At 27.9% G+C, this 20,244-nt stretch carries 24 protein-coding genes; 9 read left to right on the forward strand and 15 right to left on the reverse strand.

Annotated features, from left to right (window positions below; all coding sequences use genetic code 11):
• Positions 1-70: 70 nt before the first annotated feature.
• Together ADFLV_RS00455 and ADFLV_RS00460 are read left to right on the forward strand one after the other, a co-directional pair.
• Complete coding sequence (locus tag ADFLV_RS00455; protein ID WP_129011448.1) at positions 71-502, forward strand: acyl-CoA thioesterase; 432 nt, start codon at positions 71-73, stop codon at positions 500-502.
• Between the two features lie 11 nt (positions 503-513).
• Positions 514-903, forward strand: coding sequence for a VOC family protein (locus ADFLV_RS00460; RefSeq protein WP_129011449.1), 390 nt, complete (start codon positions 514-516; stop codon positions 901-903).
• 9 nt (positions 904-912) lie between these two features.
• Here the strand turns inward: ADFLV_RS00460 and ADFLV_RS00465 are convergent, their stop codons facing one another.
• Positions 913-1,641: a dienelactone hydrolase family protein gene (locus ADFLV_RS00465; protein WP_129011450.1), complete on the reverse strand. Its 729-nt coding sequence runs from the start codon at positions 1,639-1,641 to the stop codon at positions 913-915.
• A 9-nt stretch (positions 1,642-1,650) separates the two neighbouring features.
• The gene (locus ADFLV_RS00470) at positions 1,651-2,145 is read right to left on the reverse strand and encodes a hypothetical protein (protein WP_129011451.1); all 495 of its coding nucleotides are present in this window, start codon (positions 2,143-2,145) and stop codon (positions 1,651-1,653) included.
• Positions 2,146-2,231: 86 nt separating this feature from the next.
• Here ADFLV_RS00470 and ADFLV_RS00475 point away from each other — a divergent pair, with 86 nt between their 5' ends.
• Positions 2,232-2,702 (forward strand): CYTH domain-containing protein, encoded by a 471-nt coding sequence (locus ADFLV_RS00475; protein ID WP_129011452.1) that lies wholly within the window; start codon positions 2,232-2,234, stop codon positions 2,700-2,702.
• 22 nt (positions 2,703-2,724) lie between these two features.
• On the opposite strand, the gene hcp is transcribed toward ADFLV_RS00475, so the two are convergent.
• On the reverse strand, positions 2,725-4,050 hold the full coding sequence (gene hcp, locus ADFLV_RS00480) for a hydroxylamine reductase (RefSeq protein ID WP_129011453.1): 1,326 nt from the start codon (positions 4,048-4,050) through the stop codon (positions 2,725-2,727).
• Positions 4,051-4,191: 141 nt separating this feature from the next.
• On the opposite strand from hcp, the gene ADFLV_RS00485 reads away from it, so the two are divergent.
• Positions 4,192-4,449 (forward strand): hypothetical protein, encoded by a 258-nt coding sequence (locus ADFLV_RS00485; RefSeq protein ID WP_129011454.1) that lies wholly within the window; start codon positions 4,192-4,194, stop codon positions 4,447-4,449.
• On the opposite strand, the gene ADFLV_RS00490 is transcribed toward ADFLV_RS00485, so the two are convergent.
• The gene (locus ADFLV_RS00490; RefSeq protein ID WP_129011455.1) at positions 4,446-4,709 is read right to left on the reverse strand and encodes a hypothetical protein; all 264 of its coding nucleotides are present in this window, start codon (positions 4,707-4,709) and stop codon (positions 4,446-4,448) included. The genes ADFLV_RS00485 and ADFLV_RS00490 overlap by 4 nt on opposite strands.
• A gap of 182 nt (positions 4,710-4,891) precedes the next feature.
• On the opposite strand from ADFLV_RS00490, the gene ADFLV_RS00495 reads away from it, so the two are divergent.
• Together ADFLV_RS00495 and ADFLV_RS00500 are read left to right on the forward strand one after the other, a co-directional pair.
• A complete protein-coding gene (locus ADFLV_RS00495; RefSeq protein ID WP_129011456.1) occupies positions 4,892-5,932 on the forward strand; it encodes an OmpA family protein in 1,041 nt (346 codons plus the stop codon).
• A gap of 4 nt (positions 5,933-5,936) precedes the next feature.
• Positions 5,937-6,422, forward strand: coding sequence for a hypothetical protein (locus ADFLV_RS00500; RefSeq protein WP_129011457.1), 486 nt, complete (start codon positions 5,937-5,939; stop codon positions 6,420-6,422).
• Between the two features lie 7 nt (positions 6,423-6,429).
• Here the strand turns inward: ADFLV_RS00500 and ADFLV_RS00505 are convergent, their stop codons facing one another.
• Positions 6,430-7,416 carry a YhdH/YhfP family quinone oxidoreductase gene (locus tag ADFLV_RS00505; RefSeq protein ID WP_129011458.1) on the reverse strand — a complete coding sequence of 329 codons (987 nt, stop codon included), beginning with the start codon at positions 7,414-7,416 and terminating at the stop codon, positions 6,430-6,432.
• Between the two features lie 114 nt (positions 7,417-7,530).
• Here ADFLV_RS00505 and ADFLV_RS00510 point away from each other — a divergent pair, with 114 nt between their 5' ends.
• Complete coding sequence (locus ADFLV_RS00510; RefSeq protein WP_014472810.1) at positions 7,531-7,875, forward strand: winged helix-turn-helix transcriptional regulator; 345 nt, start codon at positions 7,531-7,533, stop codon at positions 7,873-7,875.
• On the opposite strand, the gene ADFLV_RS00515 is transcribed toward ADFLV_RS00510, so the two are convergent.
• From ADFLV_RS00515 to ADFLV_RS00555, 9 genes are all read right to left on the reverse strand, one after another.
• On the reverse strand, positions 7,872-8,558 hold the full coding sequence (locus ADFLV_RS00515) for an ABC transporter permease (RefSeq protein ID WP_129011459.1): 687 nt from the start codon (positions 8,556-8,558) through the stop codon (positions 7,872-7,874). The two genes, ADFLV_RS00510 and ADFLV_RS00515, sit on opposite strands and share 4 nt — an antisense overlap.
• A 26-nt stretch (positions 8,559-8,584) precedes the next feature.
• Positions 8,585-9,289: an energy transducer TonB gene (locus ADFLV_RS00520; protein WP_129011460.1), complete on the reverse strand. Its 705-nt coding sequence runs from the start codon at positions 9,287-9,289 to the stop codon at positions 8,585-8,587.
• 4 nt (positions 9,290-9,293) lie between these two features.
• Positions 9,294-10,190: an NAD(P)H-dependent glycerol-3-phosphate dehydrogenase gene (locus tag ADFLV_RS00525; RefSeq protein ID WP_014472813.1), complete on the reverse strand. Its 897-nt coding sequence runs from the start codon at positions 10,188-10,190 to the stop codon at positions 9,294-9,296.
• Entirely contained in the window at positions 10,190-11,614 is a 1,425-nt protein-coding gene (gene gatB, locus ADFLV_RS00530) for an Asp-tRNA(Asn)/Glu-tRNA(Gln) amidotransferase subunit GatB (protein ID WP_041654972.1), read from the reverse strand. Before gatB ends, ADFLV_RS00525 begins: the two co-directional genes overlap by 1 nt.
• 20 nt (positions 11,615-11,634) lie before the next feature.
• Positions 11,635-12,459: a peptidylprolyl isomerase gene (locus tag ADFLV_RS00535; protein ID WP_129011461.1), complete on the reverse strand. Its 825-nt coding sequence runs from the start codon at positions 12,457-12,459 to the stop codon at positions 11,635-11,637.
• Between the two features lie 72 nt (positions 12,460-12,531).
• Entirely contained in the window at positions 12,532-15,372 is a 2,841-nt protein-coding gene (locus ADFLV_RS00540) for an FAD-binding and (Fe-S)-binding domain-containing protein (RefSeq protein WP_129011462.1), read from the reverse strand.
• A 210-nt stretch (positions 15,373-15,582) separates the two neighbouring features.
• Positions 15,583-16,938 (reverse strand): TRAP transporter large permease, encoded by a 1,356-nt coding sequence (locus tag ADFLV_RS00545; RefSeq protein WP_129011463.1) that lies wholly within the window; start codon positions 16,936-16,938, stop codon positions 15,583-15,585.
• Positions 16,935-17,543: a TRAP transporter small permease subunit gene (locus ADFLV_RS00550; RefSeq protein WP_014472818.1), complete on the reverse strand. Its 609-nt coding sequence runs from the start codon at positions 17,541-17,543 to the stop codon at positions 16,935-16,937. The genes ADFLV_RS00545 and ADFLV_RS00550 overlap by 4 nt, the downstream gene beginning before the upstream one ends.
• Before the next feature lie 117 nt (positions 17,544-17,660).
• The gene (locus tag ADFLV_RS00555; RefSeq protein WP_014472819.1) at positions 17,661-18,725 is read right to left on the reverse strand and encodes a TRAP transporter substrate-binding protein; all 1,065 of its coding nucleotides are present in this window, start codon (positions 18,723-18,725) and stop codon (positions 17,661-17,663) included.
• Between the two features lie 160 nt (positions 18,726-18,885).
• On the opposite strand from ADFLV_RS00555, the gene ADFLV_RS00560 reads away from it, so the two are divergent.
• On the forward strand, positions 18,886-19,095 hold the full coding sequence (locus tag ADFLV_RS00560) for a hypothetical protein (protein ID WP_129011464.1): 210 nt from the start codon (positions 18,886-18,888) through the stop codon (positions 19,093-19,095).
• A gap of 31 nt (positions 19,096-19,126) precedes the next feature.
• Complete coding sequence (locus ADFLV_RS00565) at positions 19,127-19,597, forward strand: response regulator transcription factor (protein WP_235664977.1); 471 nt, start codon at positions 19,127-19,129, stop codon at positions 19,595-19,597.
• A 2-nt stretch (positions 19,598-19,599) separates the two neighbouring features.
• On the opposite strand, the gene ADFLV_RS00570 is transcribed toward ADFLV_RS00565, so the two are convergent.
• Complete coding sequence (locus tag ADFLV_RS00570) at positions 19,600-20,244, reverse strand: response regulator transcription factor (RefSeq protein WP_014472836.1); 645 nt, start codon at positions 20,242-20,244, stop codon at positions 19,600-19,602.

Genomic DNA, 20,244 nt, shown 5'->3' on the forward strand with positions numbered 1-20,244 from the left:
TGAATAAATCTTAAACTCTAACTAAACCAAATTTGTTAAACTATCCTCCTTTTAAATTGGAGAAAATAAAATGTTCACAGAAATAATAAAACCAAGATTTTTAGAAACAGATGCACTTGGGCATATTAATAACAATACTTACGGTGTGTGGTTTGAAGCTGCACGAGATGAGATATTTCGTATCTTTATGCCAAAAGCAAATATCAAAGAGTGGAATCTTATCATGGCTCACAGCTCTTTTGATTTCCTAAAAGAAGTATTTTGGGGTAAGGAAGTTATAGTAAAAACTGGAGTTACAAAACTTGGTAATTCATCTATTGAATTAAGCCATGCAGTTTATCAAGATGGAAAACTTTGTACAACAGGAAAATGTATATTAATACACTTTAATTTTGTTACAAAAACATCTGTAAAAATTCCTGATGATATAAGAGAAACATTAGAAGAACACCTATTTACAAATCATTGGCCAAAAACTTTAGATGAATTGGAACACTTATAATAGGAAATATTATGATAAAAATAAATAGATTAGACCACTTAGTTTTAACTGTAAAAAATATAGATAAAACAGTAGAGTTTTATACAAATGTTTTGGGTATGGAAAAAGAGATTTTCAAAGGTACAAGAGTTGCTTTAAAATTTGGCAATCAGAAAATTAATCTACATCTATTAGGAAGCGAATTTGAGCCAAAAGCATTTAATGTTAAAGCTGGTAGTGCTGATTTGTGTTTCATAATAGAAACACCTTTACGTGAAGCAAAAAATCATATAGAGAGTTTAGGTATAGAAATTGAAGAAGGAATTGTAAGTAGAACAGGAGCTAATGGCGAAATAAAATCTATTTATGTAAGAGATCCAGATAAGAATTTAATAGAATTATCAAACTATAAAAGCAAGTAAAACTTGCTTTTATTTTAAAGTTTCTTCTAAAACTTCTGTAAATCTTTTCCAAGATTTTTTATCTGCATCTTCCCTATAACTTTTTGCTCCAAATACTGTAAAGGCATGAGGTGCTCCACTATAAGTTATCATTTCATGGTTAAGTCCAGTTTTTTCTAGTTCTACTGCTAAATCAGCAAATTCACTAAAAGGCACAACCATATCTGCACTTCCATGGAAAACTACAATTTTTCCTTTAGTATTTTTATAGTCTTCTCCTACTGGTGTTGCTAAATTTCCATGAAAAGGAACAAATGCTTTTAAATCAGCTCCACTTCTTGCCATCTCTAAAATAGAACTTCCACCAAAACAATAACCCATTCCTAATGAATTCGTTGTATTAAGACCTAGTTTTTTCGCCTCTTCAAATCCAGCATTTAGTCTTTTTCTCATCTCTTCTCTATTATCATATAAAGATTTTGTCATTGCTTTTTTATCTGCAAGTTCAGTTGGACGAATACCTTTTCCATATAAATCAACTGCAAAAACTGAATAACCTAAATCTTTTAACATAGAAGCTCTTTTTATTTCATAATCAGTAATTCCATCCCAATCATGAACCATATAAACTAATGGTGCATTTTTTGATGCACTTACATAGTAGCCTTCATAATCTTTTCCATCAATTTTATAAGTAATATTTCCATCTGCAAAAGCAAGTGAAACTAAAGTAACCATAGATAAAACAAATTTTTTCATATATTTTCCTTATTTGAATTCTAATTCTTCTTTGTGGAAGAAGCTATTAATTCCATTGAATCCTTCTAAAAAGTATAAGTAGTGATTTACTTGATAGATTTCTTCTTCACTAACTTTTCCTTTAAGGCTTGGCATAGTTTTAAAGTGTCTTATTACACCTTCTAAACAGATAGTTTTTGCTCTATCTGGATTAAATAGATAATCTTTCATAAACTCTTCTGTTTGATGGAGTTGGAACTCTATATCATCTCTATGACCGATTTGTTGTTTTAATCTAAAAGAGATTTCATTTCCAGTTGGAGCTTTTAGATTTAACAGTTTATTATTTTCTTCTATAAAATTTTTCATTAAAAGTGGAATATCCATATATTTTTCATGGCATTCCATACATTTTTTTTCAAAAACTTTTTCACCTTTTTCGTAAAGAAGTTTATCAAATTCTTCAGGAACATCTGAAGCAAAAACAGCACTTAAAAACACCAATAAACTTACTATTGTTTTCATTGTAACTCCTTTTTTTAATTCTATCACAAAAAAATAGTTTCAAATAAATTTTTTCGATAAAATTACAAAAACAAAAAAGAGGATATATGGCCTTAGAAATAGAAAGAAAATACCTTGTAGATTTTGAAAAACTTGGAACTTTAGAAAATGGAAATAGAATAAAACAAGGTTATTTATCAACAAATAAAGATGCAGTTGTTCGAGTGCGAGTAAAAAATGATAAAGCATATTTAACTATAAAAGGTTCAAATATTGGAGCAACTAGATTGGAGTTTGAATATGAAATACCAGTAGATGAAGCAAATGAGATGCTTGATAAACTTTGTCAAAAGCCAGTTATTGATAAAACAAGATATTTGATAGATTATGAAAATCATACTTTTGAACTTGATATTTTTTATGGTGACAATGATGGTTTAGTTGTTGCAGAAGTTGAGCTTTTAGATGAAAATGAAACTATCAAACTTCCTTCTTGGATAAAAGAAGAAGTTACATCGGATGAAAGATATTACAACTCAAATTTGATGAAAAATCCATATAAAAACTGGAAGAAATAAAGAGAATAAATTCTCTTTATTTTTATGCAATAAGAAGTTTTTTCAAATCATCTTTTACATTTGTTGTAAGTGTAAGGTTGAAATTTTCAGCTAAAAAGTTAAAAATATCTTCATTTACAAATTGTGGAGGTTTTGGTCCAAGATAGATATTTTTTACACCTAAAGAGAATAGTGCAAGTAAAATAATTACAGCTTTTTGTTCCATCCATGATAAAACGATTGATACTGGTAAATCATTGATTGGAGTTTTAAGTGCATCACTTAAAGCTTTAGCAATTTCTACTGCACCATAAGAGTCATTACATTGTCCTAAGTCTAAATATCTTGGAATTCCAGTTCCTTCAATCTCTCCAAAATCAATATCGTTAAATCTAAATTTCCCACAAGATGAAGTTAAAATCACAGTATCTTTTGGTAAGTTTTGAGTTAATTCTCTATAATATTCTCCTGGTTTCCCTGGCGCATCACAACCTGCAACTACAAAAAATTGTTTGATTTTTCTCTCTTCTATCGCTTTTAAAATTTGAGGAGCTAGTGTTAGAACAGTTTTATAGTTGTGACCTGTTACAAGTGTTGTTTCTTCATTTAAATCAATTCCATTCGCATCAGGACAAGCTAAAGTTCTTTCGATTAACCCAGTAAAATCATAATTTTCAATAGGAGTTGAACCTTCAATTCCAACAATTTTATGTGTAAATACTCTATCAATATAAGAACAATTCTTTTTAGGAGGAACAATACAATTTGTATTTACTACAAATGTTCCTGTAAATTTCTCCATTAGTTTTGCTTGGTCAAACCATGCTTTTCCTACATTTCCTTTTAGGTGTTTGAACTTTCTTAGTTCTGGATAACCGTGAGCTGGTAACATTTCAGAATGTGTATATACATTTATACCTTTATCTTTAGTTGCAATTAATAGTTTTTCAAAAAACTCTAAATCATGTCCAGAAACTAAAATAGCTTTTCCTTCAACTTTATTTTGAGGAACTCTAACAGGTGTTGGAATACCAAATCTATTTGTATGTGCTTCACCTAATAAATTCATAACTTTAACTCCAGCACTTCCAACTTTCATTAGTTGATTTATATGGTCATTAAAATTGAAATTTACATTTGTAAGAGTAAAGTATAAAGTTTCACTCATAACATCATCTATCTCTTTTGTAAGTTCTGGTTTAAAAGTGTTTAGATGTTCTCTATATGCACTAAGACCTTTTAAACCAAAAATCATAATATCTTGAAGCCTTGAAAGATTTTCATCTTTTCCACAAGTTCCAACTGTTGCTCCTGTACTTCCACAACCACCTTTTTGACTCATTTCACATTGATAACAAAACATACTCATATTTATAATCCTTTAAAATTTTTCAGAAATTATAGGTGTTTAGATTTTGTCATTCATTGATTGTAATCAATAGTATATAAATTATATAGATACAAGTATTAAAACTATACAATACGCGCTTTCATTACAAAAAGGATAATTATGTCAAAAGATAGAATCAAAGATTTTTTAGATAAACAATTAGAAAATTTAGATAATTTTAATTACAAAATTGATGAAGATGAAAATCATGTTTATGCAATTTTTTCAGAAATTTTAGGAAAATATACAAATAAAGAATTAACTTTTAAATTATTAGATGATGTTTTATATTTACATTCTATAACTTATGGTTGGAAGCCAGTAGAAAAAGGTGTAGCAAATAAATATTTTTGGTTAGAAATCCTAAATAGAGCCTAATAAGGCTTCATTTTAGGTGGAAAAGTATTTATATACTCTTCAATTGAAACTGCAACTGCTTCTACAACTGTTCGTGCACCTGTTACCACATCACCAGATGCAAAAACTTTACGTCTAGTTGTAACTCCATTTTCATCACTTTGTAATAAACCATTTTCTCCAAGACTTAATTCAGTATTGTTTTTTACGATTAAATCCCTTGCTGTTTGACTAATTGCAATTAAAATTGAAACAGCTTTTTCAAATCCAAATCCGTACATTTTATCTTGATTTGTATGTTTAAATTTTGTACCCTCTTCTGTAAATTCTATATTTAATTTATTTTACTAAGTAAAACTTCTACATATTTCTTTTTCTTTTGTGTATAATGTAAAACCAATTTAACTTATAGTTAGTATACTAAAGATATAATAAAGCAAATTATATTATAAAAAGGGTTTGGATGTCTCTTCTGCGAAAAATATTTTTTTTACTTGTGTGTTTTCTTCTTTTGAATGTTTTCTCAATTTATGGTTTTGATTACAATGATTATTTTAGTAAAAAAACAAATTCAACTTCTATAAAAGAGGATACTTTTACAGATGATTTAATATCTTTTAAAGATAAAATCTTCAATTTATTCGGTGAAAAAGAAGAGGATAAACCAGCAAATTTTGTACTTGAAAAAAAATCTGGTGTTATTGAAATGAGTGGTTTGTTTGCAAATCAAGAAGATGCATCAAAAGTAGCTGATTTTTTAAATGTAAATAGAGAAGGTGATTATAAATTTGAAGATAATAGAGTTTTAGATGAAAATGTATTAGAAAGTGTTTCACCATTAATAATACCATTTAAAGATTTTTTCTCGGATAATTCAAAAATTACTGTAGTTGATAATGAAATTACTTTATCTGGTGAGTTGAAAGATTCAAATTATAAAGACTTATTAGAAACTCTTATTTCAAGATTAAATATAGATTTAAAAACAGATATTAGACTTCCAAATGCAATTGTTCAAAATGATACTCCTAAAAAAGAAGAAATAATTTCAGAAAACACTACAAATACTGTACAAAATGAAACAAATAATGAAATTAAAGTACAAAATGAACAGACTTCTAATCAAGTTTCAACAAAAGAAGATGTACAATTATTAATAAATAATCTTTTACAAACTAGAAAGATTACTTTTGAAAGAAGAAGTACAACTTTAACAGAAGATTCTAAATTGGTAATTCAAGATATCTCAAAAATATTAATTGATAATCCAACTTTAAAAGTTGAAGTAGCAGGTCATACGGATTCAAGAGGAAAAGATGAACTTAATAAACAAATTTCTCAAGATAGAGCAAATAGTGTAAAAGAATTTCTTGTTTCTTTAGGTGTTTCAAAAGACAAAATTACTGCTATTGGATATGGTGAAGAATTTCCTATTGCAAAAGATGATGAAAATGGTTTGTCAGAGATAAATAGAAGAGTTGAATTTAATATTTTAGGAGATTAATATAATGTTAGAGATTGCTCCACTTATAGTGACAAACTTAGTTATAGCTTTAATTATAGGTTTTTTTATAGGATATATTGTTGCAAAAGCGTCTAATCCAAATATAAAACCTATTAAAAGTGATAGTTCGTCAGAAACAAAAGATGAAGGTGGAACAAGAACCTCAATTAATCCTATTTTTAAGAGAAGTTCTCCTTTAGATTATAAACCTTTAGTTTTAAGTTCTCCAAAACCGACAGGTAAAGATAATCTAAAAAAAATAAAAGGTATTGACTCAAAAGTTGAAAATGATTTAAATAATTTAGGAATTTATCACTTTGAACAAATTGCAAGATGGTCAAATAAAAATGCAGAATGGATTGAGAATTTTCTACTTCTTCCTGGTTATGCAAAAAATCTTCAATGGATTGACCAAGCAAAAATTTTACAATTAGGGAAAGAAACTATATATAGTCAAAAAGTTGAAACAGGCGAAATAAAAGTAGATTAAAATTAATCTACTCTTTTATTTTTACTACATATCTTCCTACTGCTTTTCCTGACAATAAATGTTCATAAGCCTCTTTTATTTCGTTTAATGTTATTTCATTTGTTATATTACTTAAAGTATTTATTTTCCATCTACTTGCAAGTTTTTCCCAAGCAGCTTGTTTTTTCTCTAATTTACACTCAACTGAATCAATACCAATTAATCTAACACCTCTTAAAATAAATGGAAATACATTTGTATTTAGCTCATGAGAAGATGTTAATCCACAACAAGTTGCTACTCCATCATATTTTATTTGTTTTAATGCTTGTGCTAAAATTTCACCACCAACAGTATCAATTACACCTGCATATTTTTCGCTTAATAATGGTTTATTAGATGAATCAAGAAATTCTTCTCTTGATATAACTTCATTTGCTCCAATTCTTTTTAAGTATTCAGCTTTCTCTTTTTTCCCAGAAAGTGCTGTTACGTTATAACCTAATTTACTTAATATAGAAACAGTAATTGAACCAACTCCACCTGTTGCGCCAGTTACTAAAATATCTCCAGATTCAGCTTTTACACCATTTGAAATAAGTTCATTAATACTTAATGCTGCTGTTAATCCAGCTGTTCCAAAAGTCATTATCTCTTTATCAGTGATGGAATCAGGAATTCTAGCAACCCAAGAAGCTGGAACTTTTACATATTCAGCATGTCCACCATCTGTATTCATTCCCATATCATAACCAGTTACTAAAACTCTTTCACCAACTTTAAATATTGTAGATGTTGATTCATATACAGTTCCTGCAACATCAATTCCTGTTATGTGAGGAAACTTTCTTGTAACTCCTGGATTTCCAACTGAACTTAATGCATCTTTATAATTTAGTGAAGAGTAACTTACTTTTATAACAATTTCATTTTCTTTACATTTAGGAATAGGTAACTCTTTAATTTCTGTTGTAAATTCTTTATCTGCAATCTTTTCAACTACAAAAGCTTTCATTAATTTTCTCCTTAATTTATTTACTTCAACTGTAACTTTAGCTAAAATATAACAAAAGAACAAGAACTGACTTTAAAGTAAGGTACTATCTAAAAAGATACTTTTGGAGAAAAGATGAATAAAAAAATTGAAAATGAAAATTTTGATAAAGATTTTAAATGTCCCGTAGAAACAGCTATTGACGTGTTAGCAGGAAAGTGGAAGATATTAATTATTTGGTATTTAAGGGATGAAAAAAAACGATTTAGTGAACTTCAAAAATTATTACCAAATGCAACTCAAAAGATGTTAATACAAAAATTAAGAGAGTTAGAAATGGATGGTTTAGTTCATAGAGAAGTTTATCCGGTTGTTCCTCCCAAAGTTGAATACTCTTTAACTGAATATGGAAAAACATTAAAACCAATTATAAAACAGCTTTACCTTTGGGGCGATACTCATAAAAAATTAAATAGTTAATTCTTTTTAAGTGCAAAATATATCATCATTGATAAACCTGCACTTGAAAGTATAGTACTCATTATCATTATTTGATATCTAACTGCAATTAATGGGTCAATTCCTGATAGTATTTGTCCTGTCATCATTCCTGGAAGTGTAACTAATCCAACTGCTAAAAAAGAGTTTATTTGAGGAATCATCGCTGATTTAAAAGCTATTGCTTTTGACTTCTCAAATGAATCATTTCTTATTAGTTCTTTTTCAAATCTTTCTATGCACAGTGACAAAACATTCATAGAATTTGCAAATATCATCCCTGCAATTGGAATAACATATCTTGGTTCATAAAATGTATCAAAATCTAGAATAAAATAAATTATTAGAATTAGATGAAAAACTCCTGATAGTAATATAGAAAGAAAAATATTTATAAAGTGAGTTGATGTTTTATTTGACGTATTTCTGATACTAATAAATGTTGAAATCAATATCATAAATAGAAGTATAAAACTTCCTATAACAATATTTTTTTCTTCAAATATATAAATTAGTAAATAACCAACACCTAAAAGTTGAATAACCATTCTAAATGTTGCATAAATTATTTCTGTTTTGTTGTTTGTTAATCTAACATAGTAAATATATACTAAACTCAAAGGTATTAGTGCATATAAAAGATTTAAAAGTGATATTGTTTTCATAGATTAAATCTTATCATTTTTTAGAGTTAATTTAGTACGAACTCCAAAGGTAAATTGTATTCAATAAACTCTTTTTTTATTCTATTGTCATAGGGCAAATATTTTTTTGTGTCATATAAAGCATTTAAAGCTGCATTATCAAGTCTTTCTTTATTACTTGATATCAAAATACTAATATCATCAAATAATCCATTTTTGAGCACTCTAAAACGCACTATTACTTTACCTTGTTCTTTTAACTTTTTTGAAATAGTTGGATAGTTTTTATTTTTATTTATTTCATCTCTGAGTTTTTTTCCATAATCATCAATTAATGCTTCAATCTCTTTATTTACATTTTCATTAATTTCATCTATTGTTGAATCTTTTTTAGTGATGTTTTCTTGTGTTATATTTTTTTCTTCAGTTTTTGTTGTAACTGTTTCTTCTTTTATTGTTTCTTGTTTTTCAATAACCTTTTGTTTTTCAATATTTTTAACATTTTCACTTTTTTTCAATGGTTCTTTTTGAGGAATTTTTGGTATCTCTTTTTTAACTATTGTTTGTTCTTGTTGGGGTTGTTGTTTTTCTTGTTCTTTTTCAACTTTTGATATTTTAGTTAGTTGAATTTGTACACTAGAATTTTCTTTTGTATATGGTTTTAGAATTTGAGAATTTTTGTAAAAATATAGGAGTAAAAGGTGGATAACTAATACAAAAGAAAAAGATATTAGAATTATTATTCTATTCATAACTCTAATTTTTCAATAAATCTTTTAGACTATCTTTTGGATTTTTACCATCTAATATTAGTTTTACTTCGTTTGCAATTGGAGTATAAATAGAGTATTTTTTTGATAAATTATGAATTGCATCAGCTGTTTTAACACCTTCTGCAACTTCTCCTAACTCTTTTAATATATCTTCTAATTTTTTATTTTGAGATAATCCAAGTCCAACTCTAAAATTCCTACTCATAGTAGAATTTGCAGTAAGAAATAAATCTCCCGCTCCACTTAATCCTAAAAATGAAGATTTTTTTGCACCAAAATATTTTCCAAATCTTTGCATCTCTACAAGTCCTCTAGCAATTAGTGAAGCTTGTGCATTTTTGCCTAGTTGTAAACCTTCACAAATTCCACTAGCTATTGCTAAAACATTTTTGTAAGCTCCTGCTATTTCTGCTCCAATTACATCTGCACTAAAATAAGTTTTTATAAAATTTGGGAAAAATGGTTGAAAGGATTTATAAAGTTTTTTTGATTTTGAGTTTATTACTAAAGCACAAGGTAAACCTTTTATAACTTCTGCTGCAAATGAAGGACCTGAAATAAATCCAATGTTTTTATCAGGAACAAAATTTGAATAAATTTCATTTAAAAATTCGCCAGTTTTTGCTTCTATTCCTTTTGAAGCTACTAAAATTTTTTGTCCTTTAAAAACAAAATTCTCTTTTAACCAACCTCTAATCTCTTGAGCAGGAATGGCGATTACTAAATATTCGCAATCCATTGCAGTTTCTAAATCAACAAAATTTTCTATTTCTCTTTTACTTCTTGAAGATATTAGGCATTTTTGTTTTTGGCTTAGTGCAAAATGAAGAGCTTGTCCCCACTTACCTGCACCAATTACTGCAATAGACCCTTGATTCATTAAGCTAATCTTTCTTTTAATAAATCATTGATTTTATTTGGATTAGCACTTCCTTTACTAGCTTTCATAGCTTGTCCAACGAAGAATCCAAACATTTTTTCTTTACCAGCTTTATATTCAGCTACTTTATCTTGATTTGCATTTAAAATCTCATCAATAATAGCTAATAAAGCTCCATCATCACTTACTTGTTTTAGTCCTAGTTTTTCAATAACTGAGTCAACATCACTATCATTTTCCATTAAATAATCAAGAACTTCTTTAGCTGCTTTTCCAGAAATTGTATTGTCTTCAATTCTTTTTACAAGTGTTGCCAAAGTTTTTGATGTTATTGAAGATTCTTCAATTGTAACACCTTCTTTTAATCTTCCTTGTAATTCAACAGTTAACCAAGTAGTCGCATTTTTAGCACTAATTCCTTCTTTCATCATTTCATCAAAGAAGTTAGCCATTTCAAGTGAAGCTGTGATAACTGAAGCATCATACTCTTTTAATCCATACTCTTTTACAAATCTTTCCTTTTTCTCATCTGGAAGCTCAGGAATATTTGAGTATTCACTTATCATTTCATCTGTAATAATTAAAGGTAAAAGGTCTGGATCTGGAAAATATCTATAATCAGCAGCATCTTCTTTTCCTCTCATACTTCTAGTTTCACCAGTGCTTGGGTCAAAAAGTCTTGTTTCTTGAACGATTTCAGTTGAATGAACTCCATCTTCCCAAGCTTCAATATGTCTATTTACTTCATAATGAATTGCTTTTTCAATGAATCTAAAAGAGTTCATATTTTTGATTTCACATCTAGTATATAGGTTTGTATCACCTTTTGGTCTAATTGAAACATTAACATCACATCTAAAACTTCCTTCTTGCATATTAGCATCAGAAATTCCAAGATATCTAACAATTGAGTGAAGTTTTTTAAGATATAAGATTGCTTCTTCTGCACTTCTCATATCAGGTTCACTTACGATTTCAAGTAGAGGTGTTCCAGCTCTATTTAAATCTACATGAGAAACAGTTCCTGCATGGATATTTTTACCTGCATCATTTTCTAAGTGAGCTCTTGTTACACCAATTGTTTTTTGTCTTCCATCTGGAAAATCAATAGTTAATTCACCAAGTCCAACAACTGGAACTTCAAATTGAGAGATTTGATAACCACTTGGTAAATCTGGATAGAAGTAGTTTTTTCTATTAAATACTGATTTTTGATTAATTTTTGATTTAAGTGCAGTACCTAGCATAATAGCTTTATGAACTGCTTCTTTATTTAAAACAGGAAGTGCTCCAGGTAATCCTAAACAAGTAGGACATACATTTGTATTTGGCTCTTCTCCAAAACTTGTTGCACAAGAACAAAATAGTTTACTTTTTGTATTTAATTGTGCATGAACTTCTAGTCCAATTATTACTTCAAACATACTCGACATCTAATTTCCCTTTATCTAACTATTTTTATATCTGCTGTTAATTTTTGTTTTTCAAAATAATCTTTAAGATATTTCTTTTCTCTTGTACTCATAATATCATTGAAAATTCTAGCTTTTACACTTTCAAATGAAAGAGCTGTTGAGCCATTTTTTCTTGTAATAAATAGTGAAACAAACTGTTTATTTGCTGTAAATATTGGAGTGAAAGAGTTTATTTTTGTTTCATTTAATAAATATTGCATTTGAGCTTGTAAACTTTGAGTCTCTAAAGTCAAAGGTGCTTTTTGAACTTCTGAAGAGATGATTAAAGGATTTTTTAAAGTTTCTAATAATGCATTTTTATTTTTTGAAGCATATTGAATTACATCAAAACTTTTTGCAGTCATAAATTGATTTTGATTTTTTTCATAATATAATTGCATATCTTCTTCAGTTGCAATTGCCAATTGACCTTTTACAATTTTTTGAACAAGTTTTTGTCTAATTACCGCATTTTTGGCTTCATTTTCAAAAACAGAATAATCAGGATATTTTTGTTTTACAATTGATTTAAATGAATAAACATCCATCCCATTTGCATTTGCAAGTTTTTCAATATAATCATTTACATCAAAAACATCAGCAGTTATATTGTTTTCTTGAACTACTTGATCATATAAAATTTTGTCAATCAAGTAACTAACAGCCTCATTTTTACTAACTTTGTTAACAGCCATTGTTCTATCAATGTCATAAAGAGTGATTGGTTCGTCATTTACAGTCAATGCAATACCGTTTACCATTGCTGCATAAGTAATACTTGAACCAATAATTAGAGATAAAAAAAGTTTGTACATTATAATTCCTTCTTTCGTAAAGCAGATATTTTACCAAAAAAATGGTAAATATCTGTTTTTATGGAAAAAAGATTATAAATTTTTTGCTTTTGTTACTTTATTTATTAGATAAAAAATAGAGTTATAATCAAGCCCAGATTTTTCGCTCAATCCTATTTCACAAGTTTTACTTGTAGAAAATGCCATTTTAGCACCATTTGTTTGCTTTTTTAAATATCTTAGTGCAGAATCATTTAATTCAGGGAAATTAAACCCTCTATCTCCTGCAAATCCACAACATTTTACATCTGCTGGAATTATTACATTTGTTGAACATAAAAGTGCTAATTTTTTGAATTTATCTTCAAGCCCCATTTTTCTTGAACTACAAGTTGTGTGAATAGTTATTGGTTCATCTATTGGAGTAAATTCTAAATCTTTTGTTAAAAAAGTTAATGCAAACTCTATTGGTTCATAAATAGATAATTTATGTGAAAAACTTTCCATCATTTTTTTAGTACAAGGACTTGTATCACATAAAATTGGATACTCTCCAAATTCACTTGCATTTAAAAGTGCTTCTTCTAACTCACTTGATTTTGTATGGGCTGCTTCATTAAATCCTTTTGAACTAAATGGCATTCCACAACATAAATTTGGTAAATTTTCGGGAAAAATGATTTGATAATTAGCTTTTTGTAATAGTTCAACTGTAACATCAAATAGTTCTTTTTCTTCTTTTGAAACATCATTTAATCCCATTGTTCTACTAATACATGATGGAAAATATACTACTTTTTTATCTTTTACTTGTTGCTCAAAGTTTAAGTTTATATTTGTACCTTTTGGCATTGTTATAGACCATTTTGGTAAAGAATTTCTACTTAAATCTCTCATAGTTTTAGTGAATGTTTCCATACTTGGTGTTCCTAAAACTTTATGCATAAAGTTTGCACTATGAAGACCAAATCTTATACCTTTTAATGTACCACTAAAATTATTTGCTACAAAATTTGCAATTGATTTTGCCCCAGGAGTTAGTTGTTCAGCTCTTAAATGTTTAGTTAAACTTCCTGTATCAATTTTAACCGGACATGCAGTTGAACATAAACTACAAGTTGCACATGTTTCTATTCCATCATATTGATAAAGTTTTTTATACTCTTTTGCCTCTTTATGATTTCCAATACTTTCAAGTCTTGATATTTCTCTATTTATTACAATTCTTTGTCTTGGAGTTAATGTTAATTCATTTGATGGACAAGTTGGTTCACAGAAACCACACTCAATACATTTATCAACAATTTCATTTGTAGCTGGAAGTGTTTTTAGATTTTTTAAGTGAGCTTCTTTATCATCATTTATTATAACACCTGGGTTTAATAAACCTTTTGGATCAAATAGAGATTTAATTTTTTTCATCATGATATATGCATCATGTCCCCACTCTACTTCAATAAATGCAGCCATGTTTCGTCCAGTTCCATGTTCTGCTTTTAAGCTTCCTTGGTATTTAACTGCAACTGAATTAACAACTTCATTCATCAAATTATCATATCTTTTTACTTCTTTAGCATCAGAGAAATCTTGTGTAAATACAAAGTGGAAATTCCCTTCTAGTGCATGCCCAAAAATTAAAGCTTCACTATAACCATATTTTTGGAATAATTCTTGAAGTTCAAGTGTAGCTTGAGCTAACACTTCAATAGGATAAGCAACATCTTCAATAATAACTGTTGTTCCTGTTATTCTTACAGCTCCAACAGCTGGGAATAATCCTTTTCTAATTTTCCAATATAGTGTGTATTCTTGTTCATCTTTTGTAAAATAAATTTCTCTTTTTACACTAAATTCTTTTAATAAATCTTCTATTTGTGCTATTTGGATATTTAGTTTTTCATCACTAATTGCTCTTGTTTCAATTAAAAGTGCAGTTACTTCATCATCAAAATCTTTTATAAATTTTGGCATTGCTGGGTCTTGTTCAATACTTCTTAAAGCTGCTCTATCCATAAGTTCAACAGCATCAACTATAATTTGTTTAGAATCCCTTGCAAGTTTTAGTTTTGTAACTGCATGACAGGCTTCATTCATATCTTTAAAATAAATCAAGGCACTTGCTTTATCTTTTAAATCTTCAACTGTGTAATAAGTTACTTCTTCAATAAATGCTAAAGTTCCTTCACTTCCTATTATTAAATGTTGAAGTATTTCAAACTCATCATCAAAGTCAATTAATGCATTTAAAGAGTAACCACATGTATTTTTGATTTTAAATTTTTTCTCAATTTTTGCTCTTAATTCTTCATTTGATTTTGTATCATCTGAAAAGCTTTTTAAATCTTTTAGGAAATCTGCATGAGTTTTTCTAAATTCATTTTTACTCTCTTCACAAGCTGTATCAAGTTTAGTTCCATCTGCAAAGATTAATTTCATTGATTTTAAAGTTTTATAAGAATTTTGAGAAATTCCACAACACATTCCTGATGCATTATTTGCAGCAATTCCACCAATCATAGCAGCATTTATACTTGCTGGATCTGGTCCAATTTTTTTAGAATATCTTGCTAATAATCCATTTACTTGAGCACCTGTAAGTGCTGGTTCAAGTGAGATAAAACTTGCATCAGTTGCTATTTTAAAGTTTGAAAAATTTCTAGAAGTTATAACTAAAATAGAATCACTAATTGCTTGACCTGAAAGTGAAGTTCCACCTGCTCTGAATGTAATGCTTAAATTCATAGAATTAGATAATTCAATAATATCTTGAACCTCTTTTGCGTTATCAGTTTTAATTACAATCTTTGGAATCAATCTATAAAAAGAGGCATCCGTTCCATATGCTAAAGTGTGTAGTTTATCTGTGAAGATTTTATCTTTTGAGATTTTCAATGAAATCTCATCAAAAAATTTTTGGTATTTGCTATCTAACATTTTTTTCCTTTTTTTAATTGTTGTTTTGTTTTGAAAAAAAGATTTAATTATTCAAGCCTTGGTACAGTATAAATTCTTTGTTGAGGGTCATTTATAAAAGAGAACATTTTATCTTTTGTTTTAAAGATTAGATTTAAAATAAGTATAAAAAAATTTTTAGTTTTCATATCTCTTCTTGATTAAAGGTAAGAGGAAAAACCTCTTACAATATTACTGTGTTATTCCAAAAAATTCTGGGAAAAATACAAGGGTTAGTAAAACAGCCACTTGTATAAAAATAAATGGTAACACACCTTTATAAATATCTATTGTTCTTACATTTGGTGGAACTACTCCTTTTAGATAGAAAAGGGAGAATCCAAATGGCGGTGTTAAAAATGATGTTTGTAAATTCATCGCAATTAAAATCGCAAACCAAACAGGACTTATTCCTAAAGCATCAGCTATTGGTACTAAAATTGGAACAATAATATATGAAATTTCAACAAAATCAATAAAGAATCCTAAAATAAAAATAGCTAACATAGTAAATAAAATAAAGGCAATTTTTTCATCACCAGGTAAATTTGTCATAAAATGTTCAACAATCTCATCTCCACCAGTATAAGTAAATACCATTGAGAAAGCTGTTGCACCAATTAAGATACCAAATACCATTGAAGTTACTTTTACTGATTCAAAAGCTGCTTCTTTTACCATATTAATTGAAAAACTTTTATATAAAACTGCAAGTAAAATAGCTCCAATACATCCAACAGCTGAAGATTCAGTTGGTGTTGCAACTCCTGCAAAAATAGAACCTAAAACTAAAATAATTAAAGTTAAAGAAGGAATAATTGCAATTAAAGCACTTATTACTTGTTTTGATTTAGAACCTCTTGATGGATCTTTTGGAATTGATGGTGCCATATCTTTTTTAAAGTATGAAACAATCAAAATAAATAAAATATAAGCTCCTACTAAAAAAAGTCCAGGCCAAACAGCAGCAGCAAATAAATCACCAACTGGAACTTGGAAAACATCTCCTAATATGATTAAAACAATTGAAGGTGGAATAATTTGTCCTAAAGTTCCAGAAGCACAGATAGTTCCAGTTGCAAGGGGTAAATTATATTTGTATTTCATCATAACTGGAAGTGAAATAACTCCCATAGCTACAACTGATGCTCCAACAACTCCTGTAGAAGCAGCAAGTAAAGTTCCTACAAGTACAGTCGAAATAGCAACTCCACCTCTTACTTCACCAAATAAAAAACCCATAGATTCTAAAAGTTTTTCAGCAAGTCCAGTTTTTTGTAGAATAATCCCCATAAAAATAAACATAGGAACAGCCATCAAAATAGTATTTTGCATAATTGACATAATTCTATATGGCATAAAATCAAACAGCCCAAGACCTTCATCAAGTCCATCAACTAAGCCTTGCCATACTCCATCATCAAAACCAACCTCAACAATTCCTGCAATTACACCAAATAGTAAAGAGACAGCTGCAAAAGTAAATGCTACAGGAAAACCATATAGTAACATTGCTAATGAAGCAAAAAACATAATTATACCAATCATTTGTTTTCCTCTTTTCCATCAATATCAACTACATGATGTGTATGTTTATTTAATTCATTTTTTAAATTTTCTATTTCACCTTTTAGATTATATCCATCCATATCATGCAAACCTATGTAAACATTTAGATTTTTTATAAAAAATCCAATTGATGTAATAATCAATAAGAAAAATGATAAGGGAATTAATGATTTTACAATCCATCTAAAAGGAAGCCCACCTGGATCTCCACTTTGTTCATGTGATGTGAAAGATTCAATAACAAATGGAATAGATTCAACTGCAATTAGTAAAGCGACAGGAATTATAAATAAAACAACTCCAACCATATTAATTTTTGCTTTCTTTTTATTTGTCAATCTATCATAGATTAAATCAACTCTTACATGCCCATCTTCTTTTAATGTATAAGATATTCCTAATAAAATAATAACTGAGAATAGATGCCATTCCATCTCTTGCATAGCGATACTTCCTGTATGAAAAAAGTATCTCATGACTACGTCATAAGTTACATTTAAAATCATAAGTACCATTATAAAAGCAGTAAAATAGCCTATAATATCAGCAAATTTATCAAAACCTCGTTCTAGTTTTAACAACATAAAAATCCTTTTGAAATTATAAATAAGTCAAATAAATATAAATAGTTTATATATTTATCAAATTTATTATATCTATTTTAAGTTAAGTAACTAACCCTTTTTAAGGGTTAGTGTTTTTTATAAATTGTCTTTTAGGTATAAATAGTCTGACATTTCTGTCCATTTTCTAGATTTTTTTTGGTAAGCTTCTTGAGATTCTAAAGTCTCTTTTAATAATGGTGATTGAGCTTTTAATTCTGTTAATAACTCATCATTAGCTTTTTTCATAGCATCCATAACTGGTTTTGGGAAAGTTTTAACTTTTATATTTGGATACTCTTTTAACATTGTATCCCAAGCTTCACTACTCATATGATAGTTTTGAATATACATATCATAAGCACTTACTCTCATAGCCGTTAATAAAATTTGTTGTAAATCTTTTGGTAATTTTGCATAAGATTTTTCATTTATCAAAAATTGTAATTCAGTAGCTGGTTCATGCCAACCTGTATAATAATATGGTGCAATTTTGTGGAACCCCATATTTATATCCATACCTGGGCCAACCCATTCTAATGCATCAATAGTTCCTCGTTCTAGTGAAGTATAAAGTTCACCTGGAGCAATGTTTGTAACTGTTAGTCCTAGTTTTGCCATAACTTCTCCAGCAAATCCTGGAATTCTCATTTTTAGACCTTTTAAGTCATCAAGTGAGTTAATTTCTTTTCTAAACCAACCACCCATTTGGTTACCAGTATTTCCACCTGGAAAAGATAAAACACCATGTTTTTTATAGGCTTTCTGCATTAACTCCATTCCTCCACCATAGTAAAACCAAGCGTATTGTTCAGGTGCAGTCATACCAAAAGGCATAGTTGTAAAAGGTAATAATTCAACATCTTTACCTTTCCAATAGTATGATGCTGAGTGTCCCATATCATATTGACCACCTTTTACCATATCTAAAATACCAAGTGGTGATTTGTGTTTATTAGCTGCATCAATTCTTATTTTAAATCTTCCATCTGACATTTCTTCTACAAGTTTTGCCATATTTACTGGTGCATCAATAAATGGATTAAGAGTTGAACCCCAAGTTGTTGCTAGTGTCCATTTTACTTTTTCTGCTGCATTTGCAACTGTAGCTAACCCTGCAATAAGTGCAGATGTAACAAGTAGTTTTGTAGTTTTTTTTAACATTTCATTTCTCCTTAGATTTGTTATTTTTTAATTCTAACTGCTAGAAATGAAAATGATATGATATTTTTACTTTAAAAAGAAATTTTATTTAACTAAAGCTTGACATATTTTTATCATTATTTTTAATTAATATTCAGAAATTATATAATTAAGGCTTAAAATGAAAAGAGTGATTATTATTGGAGCTAGTTATGCGGGGCTTTATGCAGTTAAAAAATTTTCAAAGTATAAAAATGTAGAGGTTTTATTATTTGATAAAAATGATTATCACTATATACAAGTTGAATCCTATGGTTTTGTGTCAACTACTTATGATATTTCAGATGTTACTATAGATATAAACAAATGGTTTTTCATGTTTTCTTCTTGATATACATGTTCCTAATATTGATGGTATAAAAATACTTAAAAAGATTAGAGAATTTTACGATAATGTTCCAGTTATAATTATTTCATCAACTGTTGAGCTTGATATTATAAAAAAATCATATAGTTTTGGTTGTAATGACTATCTAAAAAAACCTTTTTTTATAGATGAATTAGAAATTAAAGTTGATAAGTTTTGTAATATTCCTAATAATGAAGTTATTTTTAATGATAATTGTTCATTTAATTTTAATGAAAGTTTTATTTCAATTGCTGGTAGTAAAAAAAATCTTACTGAAAAAGAAAATTTACTTGTAAATTTATTTTTATTAAATAAAAATAAATTAGTGAGTTATGAAAGCATACAAAATTATGTTTGGAAAGGTGAATATGCTTCAATAGATGCTATAAGAACACTTATTCGAAGATTGAGAAAAAAAATGGATAATTCAACAATAAAATCATCTTCAAATAGAGGCTATATTATGATGGTTAACTCCTATTAAGATTAAGAACATTTAAATATATAACCAGTATCAACTATTGTTTGGATATATTCATTGTTAAAAATTTTTCTAAGGCGTCTTACTAAACTTCTTATTGATTCAAGTGAAGCAAAATTTCCTTCCCAAACGTAATTTTCTATAGATTCATAAGAAATAACTTGATTTTTTTTAGTTAAAAAAAGATTTATCAAGAGTTTTTCTTTTTTTGTTAATCTTATTTCAACATCATTTATTACAATTAAAGCTGATTTAAAATCAAAATAAGAGTTTTCATCAAAATAGATTTTCTCATTTTGTATCTTACAAAGTTTTTCTATTTTTATCTCTAATTCATCTATAAAAAATGGTTTTTTTAGAAAATCATTACAACCAAAATCGTAAGCTTCTTTTATAACATCAAGTTCAACGCTTGCACTTATTATAATAACAGGAAGTGAACTATAAAATTCTCTAATCTTTTTAAGTATTTTTATACCATCAATATTTGGTACATTTATATCTAAAATAAAACATGAAAATCCTTCAGTTATCTTCTCAAAAGCTTCTTTTCCATCAATAAAAGATAATACATTGTAACCTTTTAATTTCAATCTTTTTGTTATCGTTTCATTTAGTTTTTTATTATCTTCTAAAAGTAAAATCTTCAT

It is taken from the genome of Arcobacter defluvii (assembly GCF_013201725.1).
Lineage (GTDB): Bacteria > Campylobacterota > Campylobacteria > Campylobacterales > Arcobacteraceae > Aliarcobacter > Aliarcobacter defluvii.